Source organism: Pseudomonas iridis (assembly GCF_017980685.1).
GTDB classification, from domain to species: Bacteria; Pseudomonadota; Gammaproteobacteria; order Pseudomonadales; family Pseudomonadaceae; genus Aquipseudomonas; species Aquipseudomonas iridis.
In genome coordinates, this window is sequence record NZ_JACXXO010000015.1 from 15,380 (window position 1) to 34,639 (window position 19,260).

Sequence of the window (19,260 nt, forward strand, 5' to 3'; positions counted from 1 at the left end):
ACGGGTTGTCCATCGGCGCATTTGCGTAGACCATGTGCGCCTTGGTTTTTTGCCTGCCAGAGTTCTTTGCCATGACTGCCCAAAACACGGCCAAACCGGTGCCGTTCAGCCGCTCCGACTACAAGACCCTGGGCCTTGCGGCCCTTGGCGGGGCTCTGGAAATCTACGATTTCATCATCTTCGTATTCTTCGCCCTGACCCTCAGCCAGTTATTCTTCCCACCGGAAATGCCCGAGTGGCTGCGACTGCTGCAAAGCTTCGGGATTTTCGTCACCGGTTATCTGGCGCGGCCGCTGGGCGGGATTCTGATGGCGCATTTCGCCGACCGGATGGGCCGCAAAAAAGTCTTCAGCCTGAGCATCCTGATGATGGCGCTGCCGTGCCTGCTGATCGGGATCATGCCGACTTACGCCCAGATCGGTTATTTCGCTCCGCTGCTGTTGTTGGCGCTGCGCATCTTGCAAGGCGCGGCGGTTGGCGGTGAAGTGCCGAGTGCCTGGGTATTCGTCGCCGAGCACGCACCGACCGCGCATCGCGGTTATGCCTTGGGCTTCTTGCAGGCCGGTTTGACCTTCGGCTATCTGATCGGCGCGCTGACTGCGACATTCCTGGCACAAGTCTTCACCCCGGCGGAAATTCTTGATTACGCCTGGCGCTATCCGTTCCTGCTGGGCGGCGTGTTCGGTGTGATCGGTGTCTATCTGCGTCGCTGGCTGAGTGAAACCCCGGTGTTCATGGCGATGCAGGCGCAGCGCGAGGCGCGAGTCGAGCTGCCGCTGCGTACAGTGCTGCGTGAACATCGACTGGCAATGCTGCCAGCCATGTTGCTGACCTGCGTGCTGACATCGGCAGTGGTGGTGTTCGTGGTCATCACCCCGACCATGATGCAGAAGACCTTCGGCATGACCGCCAGCCACACTTTTGCGCTCAGCGCCCTGGGCATCGTCTTCCTCAACATCGGTTGCGTGATCGCGGGGTTGCTGGTGGATCGCATCGGTGCGTGGCGCACGGTGATGCTGTATAGCGTGCTGCTGCCGCTGGGCATTGGATTGCTTTACAGCTGCTTGATCATGGGGGGCAGTTGGATTGGTCTGGCGTACGCGGTGGCCGGTCTTGCCTGTGGCGTTGTCGGTGCAGTGCCGTCGGTGATGGTCGGGTTGTTCCCGGCGCGTATTCGGGTCTCCGGCATTTCCTTCACCTACAACATTGCCTACGCCGCTTGGGCGAGTATCACGCCGTTGTTGCTGATCGGTCTGATGCCATGGAGCCCGTGGATCTGCGTAATCTTCTGCGCGGTGATGGGCGCAGTGGGTGTGCTGAGTGCGGCGTATTTTGGCGCGCGGATGCCGCGTACGGGGCCATGTCAGGTTGCCGGAACTGCCTGACTCGCAGAGCCCGAACTATTTTTGACTGACGAGTCTCAATCGCTCTTCAGAAAAGCTGTCCAAGGCCGATGGTTAGGCTGTATCCCGCTTTCCACCCTGCCCATCGGTGCTTTCCCATGTTCAATAAACGCTTGAAGCAAGAGCTGGCTGCTCTTCGTGAAGAACTCTCCAGCCTTGTGCAAGTGAAGGAAAGCCTGGAAAGCGAGATGATGGTGCTGACCCTCGAGCCGGACGGACGGGTTCAGTCGGTCAACCAGAACTTCCTCGACGAGATGTTCTACAAGAGCCAGGATCTGATTGGCCGGGCCATCGATGACATCGTCCCGGCCCATGTGAAATCCGACGAATTCCATCAGCGCTTCAAGAACGCCATGACTCGCGGCGAGCATTTCGCCGGCGCTGTGCGACTTCTGCGTGGCAATGGTGACGAGGCCTGGTTGCGCTCGATCGTGCAGCCGGTACGTGCTTCGGATGGGCGGATCAAGCACATCTCGATCTTCTCCAGCGACCTGACCCGCACGATCGAAGCCTCCCGCGAGCATGAAAACCTGATCGGTGCACTGGTGCGTTCCACCGCGGTGATCGAGTTCGATTTGAACGGTAACGTGCTGAACGCCAACGAACGCTTTCTCAACGGCATGGGTTACAGCCTGGCGCAGATCAAGGGCAAGCATCACCGCATGTTCTGCACGCCCGAAGAGTACAACAGTGCCGAGTATCAGAATTTCTGGCGTCGCTTGAACAACGGCGAATTCGTGGCCGACCGCTTCAAACGTGTCGACAGCCATGGTCGTACTGTTTGGCTGGAGGCGTCCTACAACCCGGTGGTAGATGCCAACAACAAACTGTACAAAGTGGTGAAGTTCGCCACGGTGATTACCGATCAGGTCAACCGCGAACAAGCCGTCGCCGACGCGGCCAGCATTGCCTACAGCACCTCGCAACAAACCGACAGTACTGCCCAGCGCGGCACGACTGTCGTGACCGAAGCGGTCAACGTGATGCGCGACTTGTCGCGGCACATGCAGGCCGCCGGTGAAGGCATTGAAGCGCTCAACGAACAGTCGCTGGTGATTGGCACGATCGTCAAAACCATCAGCGGCATTGCTGAACAGACCAACCTGCTGGCGCTCAACGCCGCGATCGAAGCGGCCCGTGCCGGTGAGCAGGGCCGTGGTTTTGCCGTGGTCGCCGACGAAGTGCGGCAACTGGCCTCGCGCACCAGCCAGGCGACCGATGAAATCGTCGTGGTGGTACGGCAGAACCAGGAAATGGCACGCAACGCCGTGGCACTGATGACCGACGGCAAGCTCCAGGCCGAACAAGGGCTGGCGCTGGCGGCCGAGGCGGGCACAGTGATCGTCGAGATTCAGGACGGCGCGCAGAAAGTGGTGGATGCGGTGGGGCAGTTCGCCAATCAACTGTCTAACTGACCTGCACTGATCCAATGTGGGAGCGAGCCTGCTCGCGAAAGCGTCAGTTCACTCCGTAGGGATGTTGACTGACACACCGCTTTCGCGAGCAGGCTCGCTCCCACCGAATCTGTGTTTCTTCAGTGACAGCGCTACAATCTGCTCCTTTTTCCCGGAGCAGATCCCCATGAGCGATTCATACCGCCGCCCGGTTGCCCTGAACAAAGCCTACCGTTTACTCAATCACGGCCCGACCGTACTGGTCAGCGCCGCCCATGACGGCCAGCGCAACATCATGGCCGCCGCGTGGGCGATGCCACTGGACTTCGAACCGCCGAAAGTCGCCGTCGTCCTCGACAAATCCACCTGGACGCGGCAGTTGCTCGAGGCATCCGGCACCTTCGTAATCAACGTTCCTTGCGTCAATCAGGCCGATATCGTGCAAACCGTCGGTTCGACCTCGGGTCTGGAAATCACCCAAAGCCAAGGGCAGGACAAGTTTCAGGCCTACGGCTTGCAGACCTTTAGCGGCAACAAGATTGAAGCGCCGCTGCTCGAGGGGTGTGTCGCCTGGCTCGAATGCCGCTTGCTGCCGGAGCCGCGCAATCACGATCAATACGATCTGTTCCTCGCCGAAGTCATCGCCGCCCATGCCGATGAACGGGTGTTCAGCGAAGGACGCTGGCATTTCGAAGGGCACGACGGCCTGCGCACTTTGCACCATGTAGCCGGCGGGCACTTCCTGACGATAGGCGCCCCGGTGGACGGCAAGACGCTGGCGGTTTGAGTTTTGTTGATCTCAATCCCCCAGCGCTTCTCCCTCGCGCCGTGGATCTGCGCCACCTTCCAGCGATACATTTCCCTGCACATCCTTGACCCGCACGATGGCTTGGGTGCCGCTGGTCATGTCGATTTCATTCACCGTGTGCCCTTTGTCCTTCAGCGCCTGAATCAGTGCCGGGCTGAACTGGCCTTTTTCCAGTTCGGTTGGACCATTGCGACTGCCGAAGTTGGGGAGGCTGATGGCGCTTTGCGGGTCGAGGTTCCAGTCGAGCAGGCCGACGGTGGTTTTGGCGACATACTCGATGATCTGCGAGCCACCCGGCGAGCCGACGCCGGCGAGGAATTCGCCGCTGGTGCGGTCGAAGATCAGCGTGGGTGCCATGGATGAGCGCGGACGTTTGCCGGGTTCGACGCGGTTGGCGACTTTCTGGCCATTCTCTTGCGGGATGAACGAGAAGTCGGTCATCTGGTTATTCAGCAAAAAGCCCTGAACCATCAGGTGCGAGCCGAACGCAGCTTCGATGGTGGTGGTCATCGATACCGCGCCGCCGAGGTCATCCACCGCCACCACTTGCGAGGTGGAGATGCGCAGCGGTGAGCGATCCGGTGCGTAAGCCACTTGCACGCCCGGCGGTATGCCCGGTTTGGCGCTGCCCATGCTGCGTTCGCCGATCAGACTGGCGCGGCTGGCGAGATAGCCCGGATCGACCAGGCCTTTGACCGGCACCGGCACGAAGTCAGTATCGGCGACGTATTGCGCACGGTCGGCATAGGCCAGGCGTTCTGCCTCGGCGATCAGGTGCACGGCTTGCGGCGCCGGTTCGAAACCGGCGGGTTTGTCGGTCTTCAGCGGTTTGAGTGGTGCCAGCGCCAGGCGCGGATCGCGGCTCTCCAGTGCCTGCAAGGTGCCGAGGATCTGCGCCACGGCGATCCCGCCCGATGACGGTGGCGGCATGCCGCAAACCTGCCAGCGTTTGTAGTCAGTGCACAAAGGCGCGCGCTCTTTGGCTTTGTAACCTTGAAGATCGTTCAACGACAGGCTGCCGGGATTGGCGTGGCCCTGCACCTTGGCGACGATCTCCTCGGCGATCGGGCCTGTGTACAGCGCATCGGCACCTTCGCTGGCAATGCGTTTGAGCACGGCAGCCAAGGGCGGATTCTGCAGGCGAGTGCCGACGGCTTTGACGCTGCCATCGCCATTAAGAAAGTAAGCAGCCATGTCTGGCGAGCGGCGGATCACCGGATCGGACGCCAGCAGCGAATACAGGCGCGGGGAAATCGCAAAACCTTGTTCGGCCAGTTTGATCGCCGGCTCGAACAGCTTGGCCCAAGGCAGACGACCGTGCTGTTTATGCGCCATCTCCAGCGCACGCAACACGCCCGGTGTACCCACAGAACGCCCGCCGATTTGCGCTTGCGGGAACGGCATCGGTGTACCGTCCGCTTGCAGGAACAGTTTCTCGGTGGCGCCAGCCGGCGCGGTTTCGCGACCGTCATAAGTGCGCACCTGTTTGCCATCCCACAACACAATCATTGCACCGCCACCGATGCCGGAAGATTGCGGCTCCACCAGCGTCAGCACCGCTTGCATGGCAATCGCCGCATCAATCGCCGAGCCACCCTGACGTAGCATCTCGCGGCCGGCCTCGGCGGCCAGCGGATTCGCCGCGGCGGCCATGTGTTTGCTGGCGTGACGGGTTTGCAGGTCGGTGCGATAACCGGAGGCGGCTTCCGGTGCCAGCGGCAGGGTCGAGGAGGGCGGGGCGTTGCACGCGGTGAGTGACAGGGCGCTGATGATCAGCGTCAGGGCAGGCAGGCGAAAGCGGCTCAAGGGCAAGGCTGAAAACACGCGGGCTCTCCGTCCGTGGGGGAAAAGTCTGAGGGACTTTATCGACCGACCGGTCGCGACGCAAACCGGTGGGCATTTTGTCTTTCTTTTCAGCGCGGATGTTCGCTAGGGTCAATGTCAAATTCATCGAACTGAAACAAGCCCCTGTGGGAGCGAGCCTGCTCGCGAATACGGTGTATCAGCCAGCCTTGATATTGAATGAAACACCGCTTCGCGAGCAGGCTCGCTCCCACAAATACAAAACCTGGAAGAGGCCAATAATGCAGAGCGAGTTCCCCACCGAGTCCAGCTACCGCGACCAACGCGAACAGTTCATCACCGCGGCCAATACCGCCGGAGCCACGCTTACCTCCTACGCCCATCCCCGCTGCGGCCCCTTTGGCGAACTCCTGAACACCGACGTCGCGGTGCTCGGCAATCCACAGGCCAAACGCCGACTGGTAGCGCTCAGCGGCACGCACGGGGTGGAGGGTTATTACGGCTCTGACTGTCAGATCGACTGGCTGAAAACGTTCGTGCCGGGTTCGCTGCCCAAGGATGTTGCCGTGGTGATGGTTCACCTGATCAATCCCTGGGGCACGGCGTGGTTGCGGCGGGTCAACGAAGACAACATCGACCTCAATCGCAATCACCTGGATTTCACCCGGCCTCTCCCAGATAACCGCGCGTACGCCGCACTGCATGAAATCTATGCGTGCACCGACTTGAATGGCCCCGAGCGGCTGCGCGCCGATGCGTTGCTGGATGCGCAGATCAGCGAGCATGGCTGGCCCGCAGTGATGTCGATTGTCGAGGGTGGTCAGCACAGTCATCCCGATGGGCTGTTCTATGGCGGCCGTGCGCCGAGCTGGTCGAATCGCACGTTGCAGCAAATCATCGCTGAGCATCTGACGGGGGCTGCAACCGTGATGTGTTTCGACCTGCACACTGGCGCCGGTGAATATGGCCATCCGATGTTGCTGACGATTACTGAAGCGCCTTATCCAGCGCTAGGGCAGGCCCAACAGATTTACGGCCCGTGGCTTTACACGCTGCACACCGGCGCCGATGCCCTGAGTGAAACCGGTGTTGCGGCCACCGCTACCGGCTATACGTCGCAGGCGTTGCTCAATACATTGCCGGGCGTGCAATTGATGCCATTCGTTATTGAGTGCGGTACGTATCCGGGGGCGGATGTGCATCGGCATCTGCGTGATGATCATTGGCTGCATCTGCATGGTGATCCACTGGATGCGACGGGGAGGGTGATCAAACTGAATCTGCTGGAGCAGTTTTATCCGGCGGATCCGGATTGGCGGGCGATGGTGGGGTTGCGGACTCGGCAGATTTGGGGGAGGGGGTTGGCGGCGTTGGCGGGGTGAGGGGCCACAGACAAGCTTGAGTTTCGTTGCGCGTTCAATGTTTGAGGCCAGGCAGTCCATTGGCTGCGCGCCAATGCAGCGTGCCGTCGCTCATCTTGGTCGGCAGCATTGCGAGTATTAACAGGCTGGCCGGCCCGCCTGCGTCGCGTATGGCCCAGTTGAGGCGTTGTTGCAGAACGCCACCACCCGCCAAACGCCTCAAGGCCAGATCGGCAACTATCGCCGTCGCGACAGCGGTGCCGAAGAGGGATTTGAATCGAGCCGGGGGAGCTTGTCGGTCAATGGGGGAGTCGGGCAAACCGATGGATTGAGTTACAGGCGCCCGGTTTCACGAAAAATCCAATTCGTACCTGGATCGAATCCGTTTCCTACGGTGCTTTCTCGGCCTGGCGGAACAGGAGATTACCGAGACTTTTCTACAGGCATAAAAAAACGGCCTACCTTTCGGTAAGCCGTTTTTAGTACTTGGTGGCTACACAGGGACTTGAACCCCGGACCCCAGCATTATGAATGCTATGCTCTAACCAACTGAGCTATGTAGCCAAGTGGCGCGCATTATTCCCCTGAAATGGAAAAGCGTCAAGCGTAAATTTAAAATATTTCTTCTTATTTTCAACCGCTTATCCACCGGCCCCGAAAATCGGGGCCGGGCAGGGCATCAACGCAGCTGAAATCTCGCGGTGTTGGCACTCAAGGCATGACTGCCCTGACTCAAGGTGTCCGCCGCCAGATTCACCGCGCGCGCGCCTTCGAGCAATCGCACTGCTGCCTGATCGACTTGCTGAATACTGCTGCTGACCTCGTCGGCGGTGCTCGCTTGCTCTTCAACCGCCGTGGCGATCTGCGCCAGTGTGTCGGTGACGCTTTGCACGGCGCTGGCAATTTCCCCCAAGCGTTCGCCCAGCCCGGTCACGGCTTCGGCGTCCGTTTGTGCCTGGCCACAGGCTGCTTCCATCAGGCTCACGGCTTCGTTGACCGTGGCGCGCAGGCTGTCGACCGTGCCGGCGATCTGCGCGGTGGACGATTGCGTGCGTTGCGACAGGCTACGCACCTCATCGGCGACCACGGCGAAACCGCGACCCTGTTCCCCGGCGCGCGCAGCTTCGATGGCTGCGTTGAGCGCGAGCAGGTTGGTCTGCTCGGCCACACCGCGAATGGTGTCGACCACCAATTGAATCTGCTGCCCTTGCTCACTGACCCGGCCTAGCGCGGCTGCGGTGTCGTTCAAGCGTTGGTTGAGCTGTTGAATGCTCGCTGTGGTGCGCTGACTGTCGCGGCTGCTGTCGGCGGCAATGCGGCGGGTGTGTTGAGCGCTGCCAGAGGCCTGCTCGCAGCTCTGTGCCACGCCTTGGGAGGTCGCGGCCAGTTGCGTGGCCGCAGCGGCGATCTGACTGATTTGCAACTGCTGTGCTTCGACTTCGCTGAGGGCGCCGCTGGAATGATCGTTGAGGCTGCGAACTGCGCTGCTCAGTTGTGAAGTCTCGTGATCGACGCCGATCATACTGGTGCGCAATTGCACCACGGCGACGTTGAGTGCGGTGCTGATCGCCGCCAGTTCGTCGTGTCCCACGACCGGTACTTGCAGGCTCAGATTGCCGTCGCGCAGGGCTTGGGCAAGGACGGTGATGCCGCTGGCGCTACGGCGGATCGAGGCTTGCAGACAGATGAACAGGTACAGCGCCGCCAGCAGCAGACAGCCGAATACCGCCGCGACGATGATCAGCTGGCGAACCGCCGAGCCGTGATGGTCTTCGAGGCGCTGATCCAGCGACATCAGCGATTGCTGGCGCAGAGAGGCGAGGTCAGCCAGCAACGCATCAAGGCTGCGCTCGAAGTCTTCCGGTTTGAGATTGATGCTGCCACCGAACACGCCGTCGTCCAACACTTTGAGGCCGCTGTCCAGGTGCTTGAGGCTGTCGTGGTATTGGCTGGCCCAGGATTGCAGGCCTGGGTGCAGGCGCGCTTCCAGCAGGCCTGCGGTTTTCACCAACTGCTCACGGGCATCGCCGATGCGGCTGCGCAGGTCGCGCAACTGCAAGCGACTTTGCAAAGTGAACTGACCGGACACCACCGACGCCTGACCGACCGCCGCGAGGCGTCCGACCCGTTCGATCAGGTCGGGTGCATGCTGCGTGGAAATCTGCGTCAGCAGATAGGTTTCCAGCCATGGCGCGAGGGTCAGGCGGTTGTCCATGACGATTTGCTCGCGCAGTGCTTGCAGGGCGCTGAGGGCGTTGGTGAAACGGTCGTAACCGTCCGGCCACCAGCCGACGCCGCTGAGGCTTTTCGAATCCAGGCCGCCGAGCGCGGTTTGCAACGCCTGATAGCGGGAGAGGGTTTCGCCTTCGGCGCCCTCGTTATTCAGCGCATTGCCCAAGTCAGTGGTGGCTTGCTGGACCGCTGGCTGCACAGCATCGAACGCAGCCATGGCGGCGAGCGTCGCGGGTGTCGGCTGACGATTGGTTTCCGTGGCACGCCAACGCGCGGCGCGGTCGCGCTGGGCCGCGAGCAGGTTGTCGAGCGCATCGAGCGCGAGCAACTGACGCACGCCGGCACGTTCGCCGGAAATCAGATTGAGTTTGTCGCGATAGTCCTGGCCGATCATCAACAGGCTGCCGGCCAACGGCAAAATGAATAGCAGAAACAACAACTGGAATTTACGTGCGAAGCCAAATCGCCCCAGCAACTTGATCCCCGGTGAAAGGAAAGCCTGCATGCCCCATGACTCCTCTGGACACCACGCACCAATGGCGTGCATCGCGGTCGGTCGACGTTGATGTTGTGCCCTGCTAAAAGGCCTCGAAAGTTCACTCTCGTTCGCTCTGTGGGCAAACTTTGTAGCGAAACTTCCCATTGTCGATCACCTTTGTAAGGCGACCGCGTTCAAGCCAAGAAGCAAGGCAAGATTCAGACCATGGCGTTGCGCTATCACCTGGTCAATGACGAACAGTCAGTTAGTTAGCTGGCTAAGGGGATAGCTTTGGCGCACCGAAAAATGGCACATTGACGCACCTGCCTGCGTGCACCCATCTGCTGTCCGGAAATTTCCATGGCTATCAGCAACGCTCCGACCGCCACTGTTTCGGCGTCCGCTCCTCCCCAAAGCAGCCCACTGGTGATGCGCATCATCGGCGCAGTGGCATTGGCGCATCTGATCAATGACTTGATCCAGTCGGTTTTGCCGTCGATCTACCCAATGCTGAAGGCCAGCTACGGTCTGACCTTCACCCAGATCGGGCTGATCACTCTGACCTTCCAGCTGACCGCTTCGCTATTGCAGCCTTGGGTCGGGTATCACACCGATCGGCACCCAAAACCATGGCTGTTGCCGGCGGGCTCAATTTGCACGCTGATCGGCATCGTGATGATGTCGGTAGTCGGCAGTTTTCCAATGATTCTGCTGGCGGCGGCGCTTATCGGCATCGGCTCCTCGACCTTTCACCCCGAGGCGTCGCGGATCGCGCGGCTGGCCTCGGGTGGGCGCTTTGGTCTGGCGCAATCGACTTTCCAGGTCGGCGGTAACGCCGGTTCCGCGTTCGGTCCACTGCTGGCGGCAGCAATCATCATTCCGTTCGGTCAGGGCAATGTGGCGTGGTTCGGTTTGTTCGCGGTGTTTGCGCTGTTCGTGCTGTACCGCATCAGTCGCTGGTACGCCCATCACTTGAACCTGTTCAAACTCAAGGCGGGCCAGGCGGCGACTCACGGGCTGTCAAAGGGCAGGGTGACCAGTGCGCTGGTGGTGCTCGGCCTGCTGGTGTTCTCCAAGTACTTCTACATGGCCAGCCTAACCAGCTATTTCACGTTCTATCTGATCGAGAAGTTCGACCTGTCGGTGGCCAGCTCGCAGTTGCACCTGTTCCTGTTCCTTGGTGCGGTGGCGGCGGGCACGTTCTTCGGCGGGCCGATTGGCGACAAGATCGGACGTAAGGCTGTGATCTGGTTTTCGATTCTTGGAGTGGCACCGTTTACGCTGCTGATGCCTCACGTCGATCTGTTCTGGACCAGTGTGCTCAGCGTGATAATCGGCTTCATCCTCGCTTCGGCGTTCTCGGCGATTGTGGTGTACGCGCAAGAGCTGGTGCCGGGGAATGTCGGGATGATTGCCGGGATCTTTTTCGGCCTGATGTTCGGTTTTGGCGGGATTGGCGCTGCGTTGCTTGGGCATCTGGCGGATGTGCACGGGATTGAATACGTGTACTTCCTGTGCTCGTTCTTGCCGTTGTTTGGGGTGTTGGCGATTTTTTTGCCGAGGACTAAAAAAGTTTGACTCAGCAAGATTTCAACCATTGACGACGACTATCTGGTCCACATGGCGTGCAGCGCACATGGTTTGACGCGAGTGTACGCAGCATCGGCGGCGCCGGTCCGTACGTATTTATCGATGCTGAGGCTGTCGCTGAAACACAGTGCATGTCCAAATTTAGGGCATCACCAACGGCGCATTGCCCAACCCCGCCACCTTCTGATGGCAACTTGCTACATTCTTGAGGTAGATTAGCCAAAGAGGTGGCGCCATCAAGCCCCCAGAACAGCACAAGGATGTAGCTATGCCCACCCGCGATGACGGTCCCTAGGGACCTGCCGCTCCCTAAGTACCCACGCGAATAAGTCTGACAGCCAAGCCTCGAAACGGCATGACCTTGGATAAGGAGAATCCATGCCTCACCCTTTTCAGTTTCAAACCTCGCCGTTTGCCGGACCGGACACCACTGAAGCCAACGTTTTTGTCCATGGCTACAGTGCCGGGCATAGCGATGAGGACAAGCAGTTTCTGCTCGACAAGATCCCCGGTCAGCTAAAGCACTACACCAATATCTTTGCGTTCTGGCCTTCAAATCATCTTCTGCGTTTCGACAAGTCTTCGCTTTGGGCGTTTGGCGCGGCAGGTCTGAATTTCGGCAAAACCATGTCAAGTTCGCCCCTCGATTCTTTCGGCATTGCGGGAGCGTTCGCTAAGGACCGGATGGGCAACTTCACGCAGGCCCGCACTCGGGCGGAGCACATGGGGGCGGTGTTGTTTGACCAGTTGCAGGATTACCTGCGTACCAACCATCCAAAGATCAAGACCATCAACCTGATCGGGCACTCGCTCGGTGGACGGCTGGTTATCAGCAGCCTGAAGAATTTTTCGTATCGACAGCAGTTGGCTATCAACGATGTGCTACTGATGGCCGCCGCCGTTGAGGTCACTCCCCTGGAAGCGCGGCAGCTGCGTGAACGGTTCAAGGGGAGACTCATCAATGCCTATTCCAAGGCAGACAGGACCCTGCTGTTGAACTGGGGTGAAACCTGCCTGGGACGTAACGAGGTCGAGCACTTCGAGAGCATCGAGATGAACGATTTCAGCCACACCGATTACTGGGATCGGCTGCAGGAAGTGCTGGTCGAAACCCGCTTTAAAAAAGCCCACACGCCCGGCTCTTCTGAGCCTGCTCAAACACCTGCTGAAGCGCTCCTGCCACCGCAGATGCCCGAACAACTCGCCGAAGAACACGACATGAAACTCGAACTGAGCAGCCCACGTGATGTTTACCAGCAAATCAACGACGAGCTGGCAATTATTATCGGTGAACTGAAACATCCCTCGGACGACGAAGCGTTGAATCAGGCTCGCGAGGAGGCGCTCCGACGGCTTACCGAACATCGGATAGCGCTGTTCGAACGGCTCGCGGAACTTGAGAAGAACGCGGAGTGGAATACGTTCACCATCGCTTTTTATGGTGAGACTGGCGCTGGTAAGTCGACCCTCATCGAGACCTTACGCATTCTGCTCCAGGAGCCTGGCAAGCTGGTCAGTCAGCAGGCGTTTCGCAAGCTGCGAGAGCAGTACGGGCTGACTGAGGAAACCATGCAGGGTCTGCAACGGAGCATCGATCAAGTCGAAGCGCGACTTGAGGAATTGACGCAGCAACTGAGCACGACGGTGCAGCAGTTCGAGCAGCCTTTCAGGGATGCCCAAAGCGCGCTGGACCATGCCAACGCACGGTCCAGTGAGGTGAAGCAACGGCTTGGCGGAGCGCTTGCGCAGCACGAGCAGTCACACAAGGACGCCCTTGCCGCCGTCACTCGCATGCATACGCTTCTTGCGTCACGCAAGAGCAACGCTTCGCTCTGGCAGATGCTGTTGAATCTTTTCAGAACGATGCCGGAAGAGCTTCAGTTGAATGAGGCCACCGCTGCGCTGACCGTCACCACAGCTGCACGGGACAGTGCTGCCGCGACGCTGGATGTCGAACAGACGAAGGCCGAGCAGGAGCGTCTTGCAATGGAGCGGCAGGTGAGCGAGATCGCGACGAAGCGCGGCGACGCGTGTGCGGCGCTTTCCGCACAACAAGCGGAGGCGACTCAGCAGCAACGAACGCTGATTCAGCAGCGCCTGGAACAAAAGACTCAGCTGGAGCAATTGCTGGGAGAGCTACAGCTTCATGCTGACGGTCAAATCATCGGGCACGGCTTGAGCGACTTCACTCGCGAGACACAGCGCTATGAATTCGAGCTAGATGGCCAACCCTTCGCTCTGCTGGATGTACCCGGTATCGAGGGCAAGGAAGGACTGGTACTTGGCCAGATAGAACGTGCCGTCCAGACCGCTCATGCGGTTTTTTACGTCACCAACCAGGCCGCCCCGCCCCAAACGGGTGACGGGAAGCACCAAGGCACACTGGAAAAGATCAAGCAGCACCTGGGCGCACAAACCGAGGTGTGGTCCATCTTCAACAAGAAGATCACCAACCCCAAGCACTCGCTGACTGACCGGCAGCTGGTTTCCGACGACGAAACCGCAAGCCTTGCCGGGCTTGACCAGAAAATGAGCGAGCAGCTCGGCAAGCACTATAAGAGTGTGTTTGCGCTGAGCGCGCTTCCTGCCTTTCTCGCCTCCACCGATCACCTCGCGCCGGGATCGCAGAATGCCAAGCGCCGCAGCAAAGTACTTGAGGATTTCGGTGCCGACGAGTTGCTGGAAAAATCCCGTCTGCGTCCCTTCCTGCAACTGCTCGGTCGCCAGTTAATCCAGAATGGCAAAACCAAGATCATTCGGGCCAACTTCAACAAGGCTAATGAGGCGCTCAACCACACCACCCAAACGCTCTCAGGCGTTCAGCAAACCCTGAATGCGCTGTCGGAAAAGCTCTCTCAGGAAGAGCAAAGCGCCAAGAGCCAGCTGACCAGCAGCTTTGGAGCGCTGAAAAAACGTCTGGAGTCCTGCGGCGAAACCTTGATCGACAACTTCGCCAGCAAGGTGCGTAACGACGTTTATGCACGCATTGAAAAAGATATCAGCAACGACGCTTTCAAAAGCGCCCTGACCGAACAGCTTGATGCTCAGCAGCGACAGCTGGGCAAGCAACTGCCCGTAGCAGTGAACGTAGAGGTCGGTAAATTTCAGAAGGCTGCCGAAGATATTCTCTCCCGTTTTGAAAAACACGCCCAAGAGTTGACCTCAAGTTATGGAAAACTCGGCAGCATGCGATTCAACCAGCCTTTCAACCTCAACATAAAAATCGACAACGGCATCAAGGTAGCGACCCTGTTGGCGAGCCTTGTGGGTATCGCCGCGGCACCGTTCACCGGCGGCGCCAGCCTGTGGATCGCTGGAGCATCGATACTGGGGGCGCTGATCTCGATCGGCAAAGCGCTCTGGAGTGCGCTTAGCACGGACTACAAAATGTCTCAGCAACGTCAGGCGCTTGATAAGAATCTGCGCAGCGCCACCGCCCAATTGCGCGACATGCTGCGCGAAAGCCTTGACAGCGCCCTGAGCGAAATGCAGAAGACTATCGACCAACTCGACCTGGCGCTTGAAGCGCCTGCCAAACAGGCTGCAAACCAGGTGAGCACGCTCTCTCGCTCGACCATCCGCCTGAAGACCCTTTCCCGCCAAATCGAACTCGCAGGAAATCTATAATGGAAAACACCCTCAAGACATTCAAGGTTCAACAGGCAAATGCACTGACGCTGCTGGACAGGCTGCAGAACTTCCTCGGTCAGGGAGCACAGGCCGGCGTATCGATTGACCCCGCGTTGAGCATCAAGCTGCAGAATGTCATCAGCAGCGTGTCTGGTGAGAAACTTAAGGTCGCGCTGATTGGCGGCTTCTCTGAAGGCAAGACTTCGATCGCGGCGGCCTGGATGGAAAAGCTGGACAGATCCAGCATGAAGATCAGCCATCAGGAATCCTCAAATGAGGTGAAAATCTATGAAGTCGGCGAAGACTTCTTGCTGATCGACACCCCTGGCCTGTTCGGCTTCAAAGAGCAGGAAAATGCCGAAACGCACGCCATCGAAAAGTACAAGGACATTACCAAAAAGTACGTGAGCGAATCTCACCTGGTGCTCTACGTGATGAACTCGACCAACCCCGTCAAGGAAAGCCACAAGGATGACCTGACCTGGTTGTTCCGCACTCTGGATCTGCTGCCACGCACAGTGTTCGTGCTCAGCCGTTTCGACGAAGTGGCTGATGTGGAGGATGAGCAGGACTACTTGGCCAACTTGAAGGTCAAACACGAAAACGTGGCAGGCCGGCTTCGCGAGCAGATTTCGCTAACTGACCAAGAAGCAGCGCAGCTGTCCATTGTCGCCGTCGCGGCCAACCCCTTCGACATGGGTGTAGAGCATTGGCTGGGCAACCTCGAGCAGTTCAAGTCGCTGTCCCATATCGCCACACTTCAGACGGCCACCACAGGGAAAATTCAGCAGAACGGTGGCAGCGCCGCGCTGGTTAACGACATGCACGCCAGCGTTATCCGAGATGTGTTGAGCAACCAACTGCCCGTTGCCATAGAGAACGATCAGAAGGTGTCTCTGGAAGTCGGCAGGCTCGACGAACTCAACTCTCGCCTGGGTAAGCAACTGGCAGCAACAGGGCAGCAAATTGAAGAAGCGCGGATCAGTCTTCGTGATTTTGCTACACGCTACTTTTCTGACCTGATCCTGCAGGCCAAGGGCTGCAGCCTGGAAACCTTCGCGGACTTCTTTGAACGTGAGGTGGGTGCTGAGGGCATTATCCTGTCCACCCGCCTGCAAAATGAATTCAGCCGACAGACCCAGTCGATCACGCTCGAAGTCGAGAAGATGCAAATGGGCTTCGACAACGAGGTCAACCACTTTAATACCACTGTCAAAGCCTTGGGCAAACAGGGCATCAACCACGTGCTAAAAGGCAACTTCATAACTAACACCACGGTGCTGGCCGCACGCGATGGTCTCACCACCATTGCCAAGACGGTGGGTATGGATATCGGCAAGTATCTGAAATTCAAACCGTGGGGCGCGGTGAAGTTCGCCAAAGGTGCCAATGGCGCTCTGGCCATCCTCGGCGTGGCCCTTGAAGCCTGGGACAGTTGGGAGCAATACAAGCGCGAAGAAGCCTTCAAGAAAGCCGTCGCGACGATGGTCGGTAACTTCGAACAACAGCGTCAGGACTTTTTAGCCCTCGTTAACTCGGAACGCTTCAAGGAGGAGTTCTTCCCAGATTACCTGTTGCTCAACACACGCTGCCAAGAACTGCAGAGCAATGTGGATGAAAGCCGTGTACGTCAGCAATGCTTCCAGGCATGGCGCGTTGAAGCTGAAGCCATCGACGCAGAGTTCAAAAGACTGAACTGACCCCATCCAGACGCCCGCCGAAGGATGCAGCGGGCGCTACCATCGAAGAGAGATTGCAGGCTGTACTCATTTTTTGACTAGGGACAAAATGTGTACTCGTCTTTGGGCTCGAGATTTTTGTGGTTGCTCGGGCAACATTTAAGGGCGCTCTGAAACGAAAAAGCCGCGCAAATGCGCGGCTTTAAAGGGCTCTCGCCATTTTCGTGATGTTTCATGAAACACCACGAAAGCAGCCAGTCGGCTCAGACGTTGAAGCGGAAATGCATTACGTCGCCGTCTTTGACGATGTAGTCCTTGCCTTCCAGACGCCATTTACCGGCCTCTTTGGTGCCGGCTTCGCCCTTGTACTGGATGAAGTCGTTGTAGGCGATCACTTCGGCGCGGATGAAGCCTTTTTCGAAGTCGGTGTGGATCACGCCAGCAGCCTGAGGTGCAGTGGCACCGACTTTGACGGTCCAGGCGCGGACTTCTTCGACGCCGGCGGTGAAGTAGGTCTGCAAGTGCAGCATTTCGTAACCGGCGCGAATGACGCGGTTCAGGCCCGGCTCTTCCAGGCCCAGGGCCTCGAGGAACATGTCCTTCTCTTCACCGTCTTCGAGCTCGGCGATTTCTGCTTCGATCTTGTTGCAGACCGGAACGACGATGGCGCCTTCTTCTTCGGCGATGGCGCGGACAACGTCCAGGTGCGGGTTGTTCTCGAAACCGTCTTCAGCGACGTTGGCGATGTACATGACCGGCTTGGTGGTCAGCAGGTGGAAGCCTTTGATCACTGCTTTTTCGTCAGCGCTCATGGACTTCATCAGGCTGCGCGCAGGCTTGGCTTCGGTGAAGTGAGCGATCAGTTGCTCCAGCAGAGCCTTCTGAACGACCGCGTCCTTGTCACCGCCCTTGGCATTGCGCGCGACTTTCTGCAGTTGCTTCTCGCAGCTGTCGAGGTCGGCGAAGATCAGTTCCAGGTCGATGATTTCGATGTCGCGTTTCGGGTCGACGCTGTTGGAAACGTGGATCACGTTTTCGTCTTCGAAGCAGCGCACCACGTGAGCGATGGCGTCGGTTTCGCGAATGTTGGCGAGGAACTTGTTGCCCAGGCCTTCACCTTTCGAGGCGCCGGCAACCAGGCCTGCGATGTCGACGAATTCCATGGTGGTTGGCAGGATGCGCTTGGGATTGACGATGGCCGCCAGTGCGTCCAGACGTGCATCGGGCATCGGCACGATGCCGCTGTTCGGCTCGATCGTGCAGAAGGGGAAGTTCTCGGCCGCGATACCGGATTTGGTCAGCGCGTTGAACAGGGTGGACTTGCCGACGTTAGGCAGGCCGACGATGCCGCAATTGAATCCCATGGTGTTTCCCCTCGGATAAGAGTCAGGCCTTCTGGCTGTGCAGGTTTTTCATCGCACGGTTCCATTCTCCGGCGAGGATATCCGGCAGCACGCCGAGGGCAAAGTCGATGCTGGCATCGAGTTTTTCCTGTTCGGCGCGTGGCGCACGACCCAGGACGAAATTTGAAACCATACTGGCGACGCCCGGGTGGCCGATGCCAAGCCGCAGACGGTAGAAAGTATTCTGATTGCCCAGTTGCGCGATGATGTCGCGCAACCCGTTGTGACCGCCGTGGCCGCCGCCCTGCTTGAGCTTGGCGACGCCCGGAGGCAGGTCGAGTTCGTCGTGCGCCACCAGGATTTCTTCAGGCTTGATGCGAAAGAAACCGGCGAGTGCCGCCACGGCCTGGCCGCTGCGGTTCATGTAGGTGGTGGGAATCAGCAGACGAACATCCTGACCTTGATGCGAGTAGCGCCCGGTCAGGCCGAAATATTTGCGATCGGCGACAAGGTTCACACCTTGTGCGGCGGCGATGCGCTCAACAAAAAGGGCCCCTGCGTTATGCCGGGTCTGTTCGTATTCAGCGCCTGGATTTCCCAGGCCAACGATCAGTTTGATGGCAGTCACGATAGGGGCCCTTCCTTGGAGTGGTGGATAACATCGCCGCAATCAGGGAGAGCGGCGAAAGTGGACGAAAAAAGCTCATTTACCATAGATGTAAACTCCGCGTTCTCGCCCGCTTTCTCGCTACGTTCCAGTCCGCGATGTTACTTGATCACTCCGGCGTCACAGAGTGAATTACTCTGCTGCGCCTTCTTCGGTAGCTTCTGGAGCAACACGTGGAGCGTGGACGTTGGCAACAGCCTTGTCATCGCCGTGTGCCAGAGCAACGAACTCAACACCTTTAGGAGCTTTGAGGTCCGACAGGTGAATGATGGTGCCGATTTCTGCTTTCGACAGGTCGACTTCGATGAACTCAGGCAGGTCTTTCGGCAGGCAGGTCACTTCGATTTCCGAAGTAACGTGCGAGATTTCGCCGCCTTTCTTCACTGGAGCTTCTTCACCAACAAAGTGCACAGGCACGATAGCGGTCAGTTTCTGACCTGCTACAACGCGTACGAAGTCAGCGTGCAGAACGTGGCCTTTCGACGGGTGACGTTGCAGAGCTTTGATGATGACGTTCTGCTTGGTGCCACCAACGTTCAGCTCGATGATGTGGCTGTAAGCCGCGTCGTTTTCGAGCAGTTTGGCAACTTCTTTGGCCAGCATGCTGATGGATTCAGGGGCTTTTTCGCCACCGTAAACAACAGCTGGAACCAGAGCGGCGAGACGACGCAGGCGGCGGCTCGCACCTTTCCCCAGGTCGGAACGCACTTCAGCATTCAGAGTAAAATCGTTCATTTTGTATCTCCAAAATAGCCATGACCGAGCGGCGTTTGCGACCAGCGCCTAACACGGTATGGGCAAAAAAGCCCCGCCCCGACAGGAATGCCGGGGCGGGGCGCTTTTCGTCAACGAGACATTTCGAGAAGGGCAGG

The 19,260-nt window shown here is 58.7% G+C and carries 12 protein-coding genes, 1 tRNA gene and 2 pseudogenes; 8 read left to right on the top strand and 7 right to left on the bottom strand.

The window, feature by feature from the left end; genetic code table 11:
- The first annotated feature begins 71 nt into the window (after positions 1-71).
- The 4 genes and pseudogenes from IEQ42_RS21060 (at position 72) to IEQ42_RS21070 (ending at position 3,584) form a co-directional block, all read left to right on the top strand.
- Positions 72-1,385 (top strand): MFS transporter, encoded by a 1,314-nt coding sequence (locus tag IEQ42_RS21060; RefSeq protein WP_210705040.1) that lies wholly within the window; start codon positions 72-74, stop codon positions 1,383-1,385.
- 209 nt (positions 1,386-1,594) lie between these two features.
- A pseudogene (locus IEQ42_RS27800) lies at positions 1,595-2,278 on the top strand (PAS domain-containing protein); the annotation flags it as partial.
- Between the two features lie 102 nt (positions 2,279-2,380).
- A pseudogene (locus tag IEQ42_RS27805) lies at positions 2,381-2,818 on the top strand (methyl-accepting chemotaxis protein); the annotation flags it as partial.
- Positions 2,819-2,984: 166 nt separating this feature from the next.
- The gene (locus IEQ42_RS21070; RefSeq protein WP_210705042.1) at positions 2,985-3,584 is read left to right on the top strand and encodes a flavin reductase family protein; all 600 of its coding nucleotides are present in this window, start codon (positions 2,985-2,987) and stop codon (positions 3,582-3,584) included.
- A gap of 12 nt (positions 3,585-3,596) precedes the next feature.
- Here IEQ42_RS21070 and ggt read toward each other — a convergent pair whose 3' ends face one another.
- Positions 3,597-5,429 carry a gamma-glutamyltransferase gene (gene ggt, locus IEQ42_RS21075; protein WP_210705043.1) on the bottom strand — a complete coding sequence of 611 codons (1,833 nt, stop codon included), beginning with the start codon at positions 5,427-5,429 and terminating at the stop codon, positions 3,597-3,599.
- 260 nt (positions 5,430-5,689) lie between these two features.
- On the opposite strand from ggt, the gene IEQ42_RS21080 reads away from it, so the two are divergent.
- Positions 5,690-6,790, top strand: coding sequence for a DUF2817 domain-containing protein (locus IEQ42_RS21080; RefSeq protein ID WP_210705044.1), 1,101 nt, complete (start codon positions 5,690-5,692; stop codon positions 6,788-6,790).
- 34 nt (positions 6,791-6,824) lie between these two features.
- On the opposite strand, the gene IEQ42_RS21085 is transcribed toward IEQ42_RS21080, so the two are convergent.
- From IEQ42_RS21085 to IEQ42_RS21095, 3 genes are all read right to left on the bottom strand, one after another.
- Positions 6,825-6,992, bottom strand: a complete 168-nt coding sequence (locus IEQ42_RS21085; protein WP_228732017.1) for a hypothetical protein — start codon at positions 6,990-6,992, stop codon at positions 6,825-6,827.
- Between the two features lie 264 nt (positions 6,993-7,256).
- Positions 7,257-7,333 (bottom strand) — tRNA-Met (locus tag IEQ42_RS21090).
- A gap of 115 nt (positions 7,334-7,448) precedes the next feature.
- Positions 7,449-9,506, bottom strand: coding sequence for a methyl-accepting chemotaxis protein (locus IEQ42_RS21095; RefSeq protein WP_210705046.1), 2,058 nt, complete (start codon positions 9,504-9,506; stop codon positions 7,449-7,451).
- Positions 9,507-9,839: 333 nt separating this feature from the next.
- On the opposite strand from IEQ42_RS21095, the gene IEQ42_RS21100 reads away from it, so the two are divergent.
- The 3 genes from IEQ42_RS21100 (at position 9,840) to IEQ42_RS21110 (ending at position 16,399) form a co-directional block, all read left to right on the top strand.
- The gene (locus IEQ42_RS21100; RefSeq protein WP_210705047.1) at positions 9,840-11,057 is read left to right on the top strand and encodes an MFS transporter; all 1,218 of its coding nucleotides are present in this window, start codon (positions 9,840-9,842) and stop codon (positions 11,055-11,057) included.
- A gap of 390 nt (positions 11,058-11,447) precedes the next feature.
- Positions 11,448-14,696 (top strand): DUF726 domain-containing protein, encoded by a 3,249-nt coding sequence (locus IEQ42_RS21105; RefSeq protein ID WP_210705048.1) that lies wholly within the window; start codon positions 11,448-11,450, stop codon positions 14,694-14,696.
- Positions 14,696-16,399: a LeoA/HP0731 family dynamin-like GTPase gene (locus tag IEQ42_RS21110; protein ID WP_210705049.1), complete on the top strand. Its 1,704-nt coding sequence runs from the start codon at positions 14,696-14,698 to the stop codon at positions 16,397-16,399. Before IEQ42_RS21105 ends, IEQ42_RS21110 begins: the two co-directional genes overlap by 1 nt.
- Before the next feature lie 242 nt (positions 16,400-16,641).
- Here the strand turns inward: IEQ42_RS21110 and ychF are convergent, their stop codons facing one another.
- The 3 genes from ychF to IEQ42_RS21125 all read right to left on the bottom strand — a co-directional run bounded on the left by ychF (position 16,642) and on the right by IEQ42_RS21125 (position 19,123).
- On the bottom strand, positions 16,642-17,742 hold the full coding sequence (gene ychF / locus IEQ42_RS21115; protein ID WP_150592616.1) for a redox-regulated ATPase YchF: 1,101 nt from the start codon (positions 17,740-17,742) through the stop codon (positions 16,642-16,644).
- 22 nt (positions 17,743-17,764) lie between these two features.
- Positions 17,765-18,349, bottom strand: coding sequence for an aminoacyl-tRNA hydrolase (pth, locus tag IEQ42_RS21120; RefSeq protein ID WP_003228164.1), 585 nt, complete (start codon positions 18,347-18,349; stop codon positions 17,765-17,767).
- A gap of 171 nt (positions 18,350-18,520) precedes the next feature.
- Positions 18,521-19,123 carry a 50S ribosomal protein L25/general stress protein Ctc gene (locus tag IEQ42_RS21125; RefSeq protein WP_042561057.1) on the bottom strand — a complete coding sequence of 201 codons (603 nt, stop codon included), beginning with the start codon at positions 19,121-19,123 and terminating at the stop codon, positions 18,521-18,523.
- Positions 19,124-19,260 lie beyond the last annotated feature (137 nt).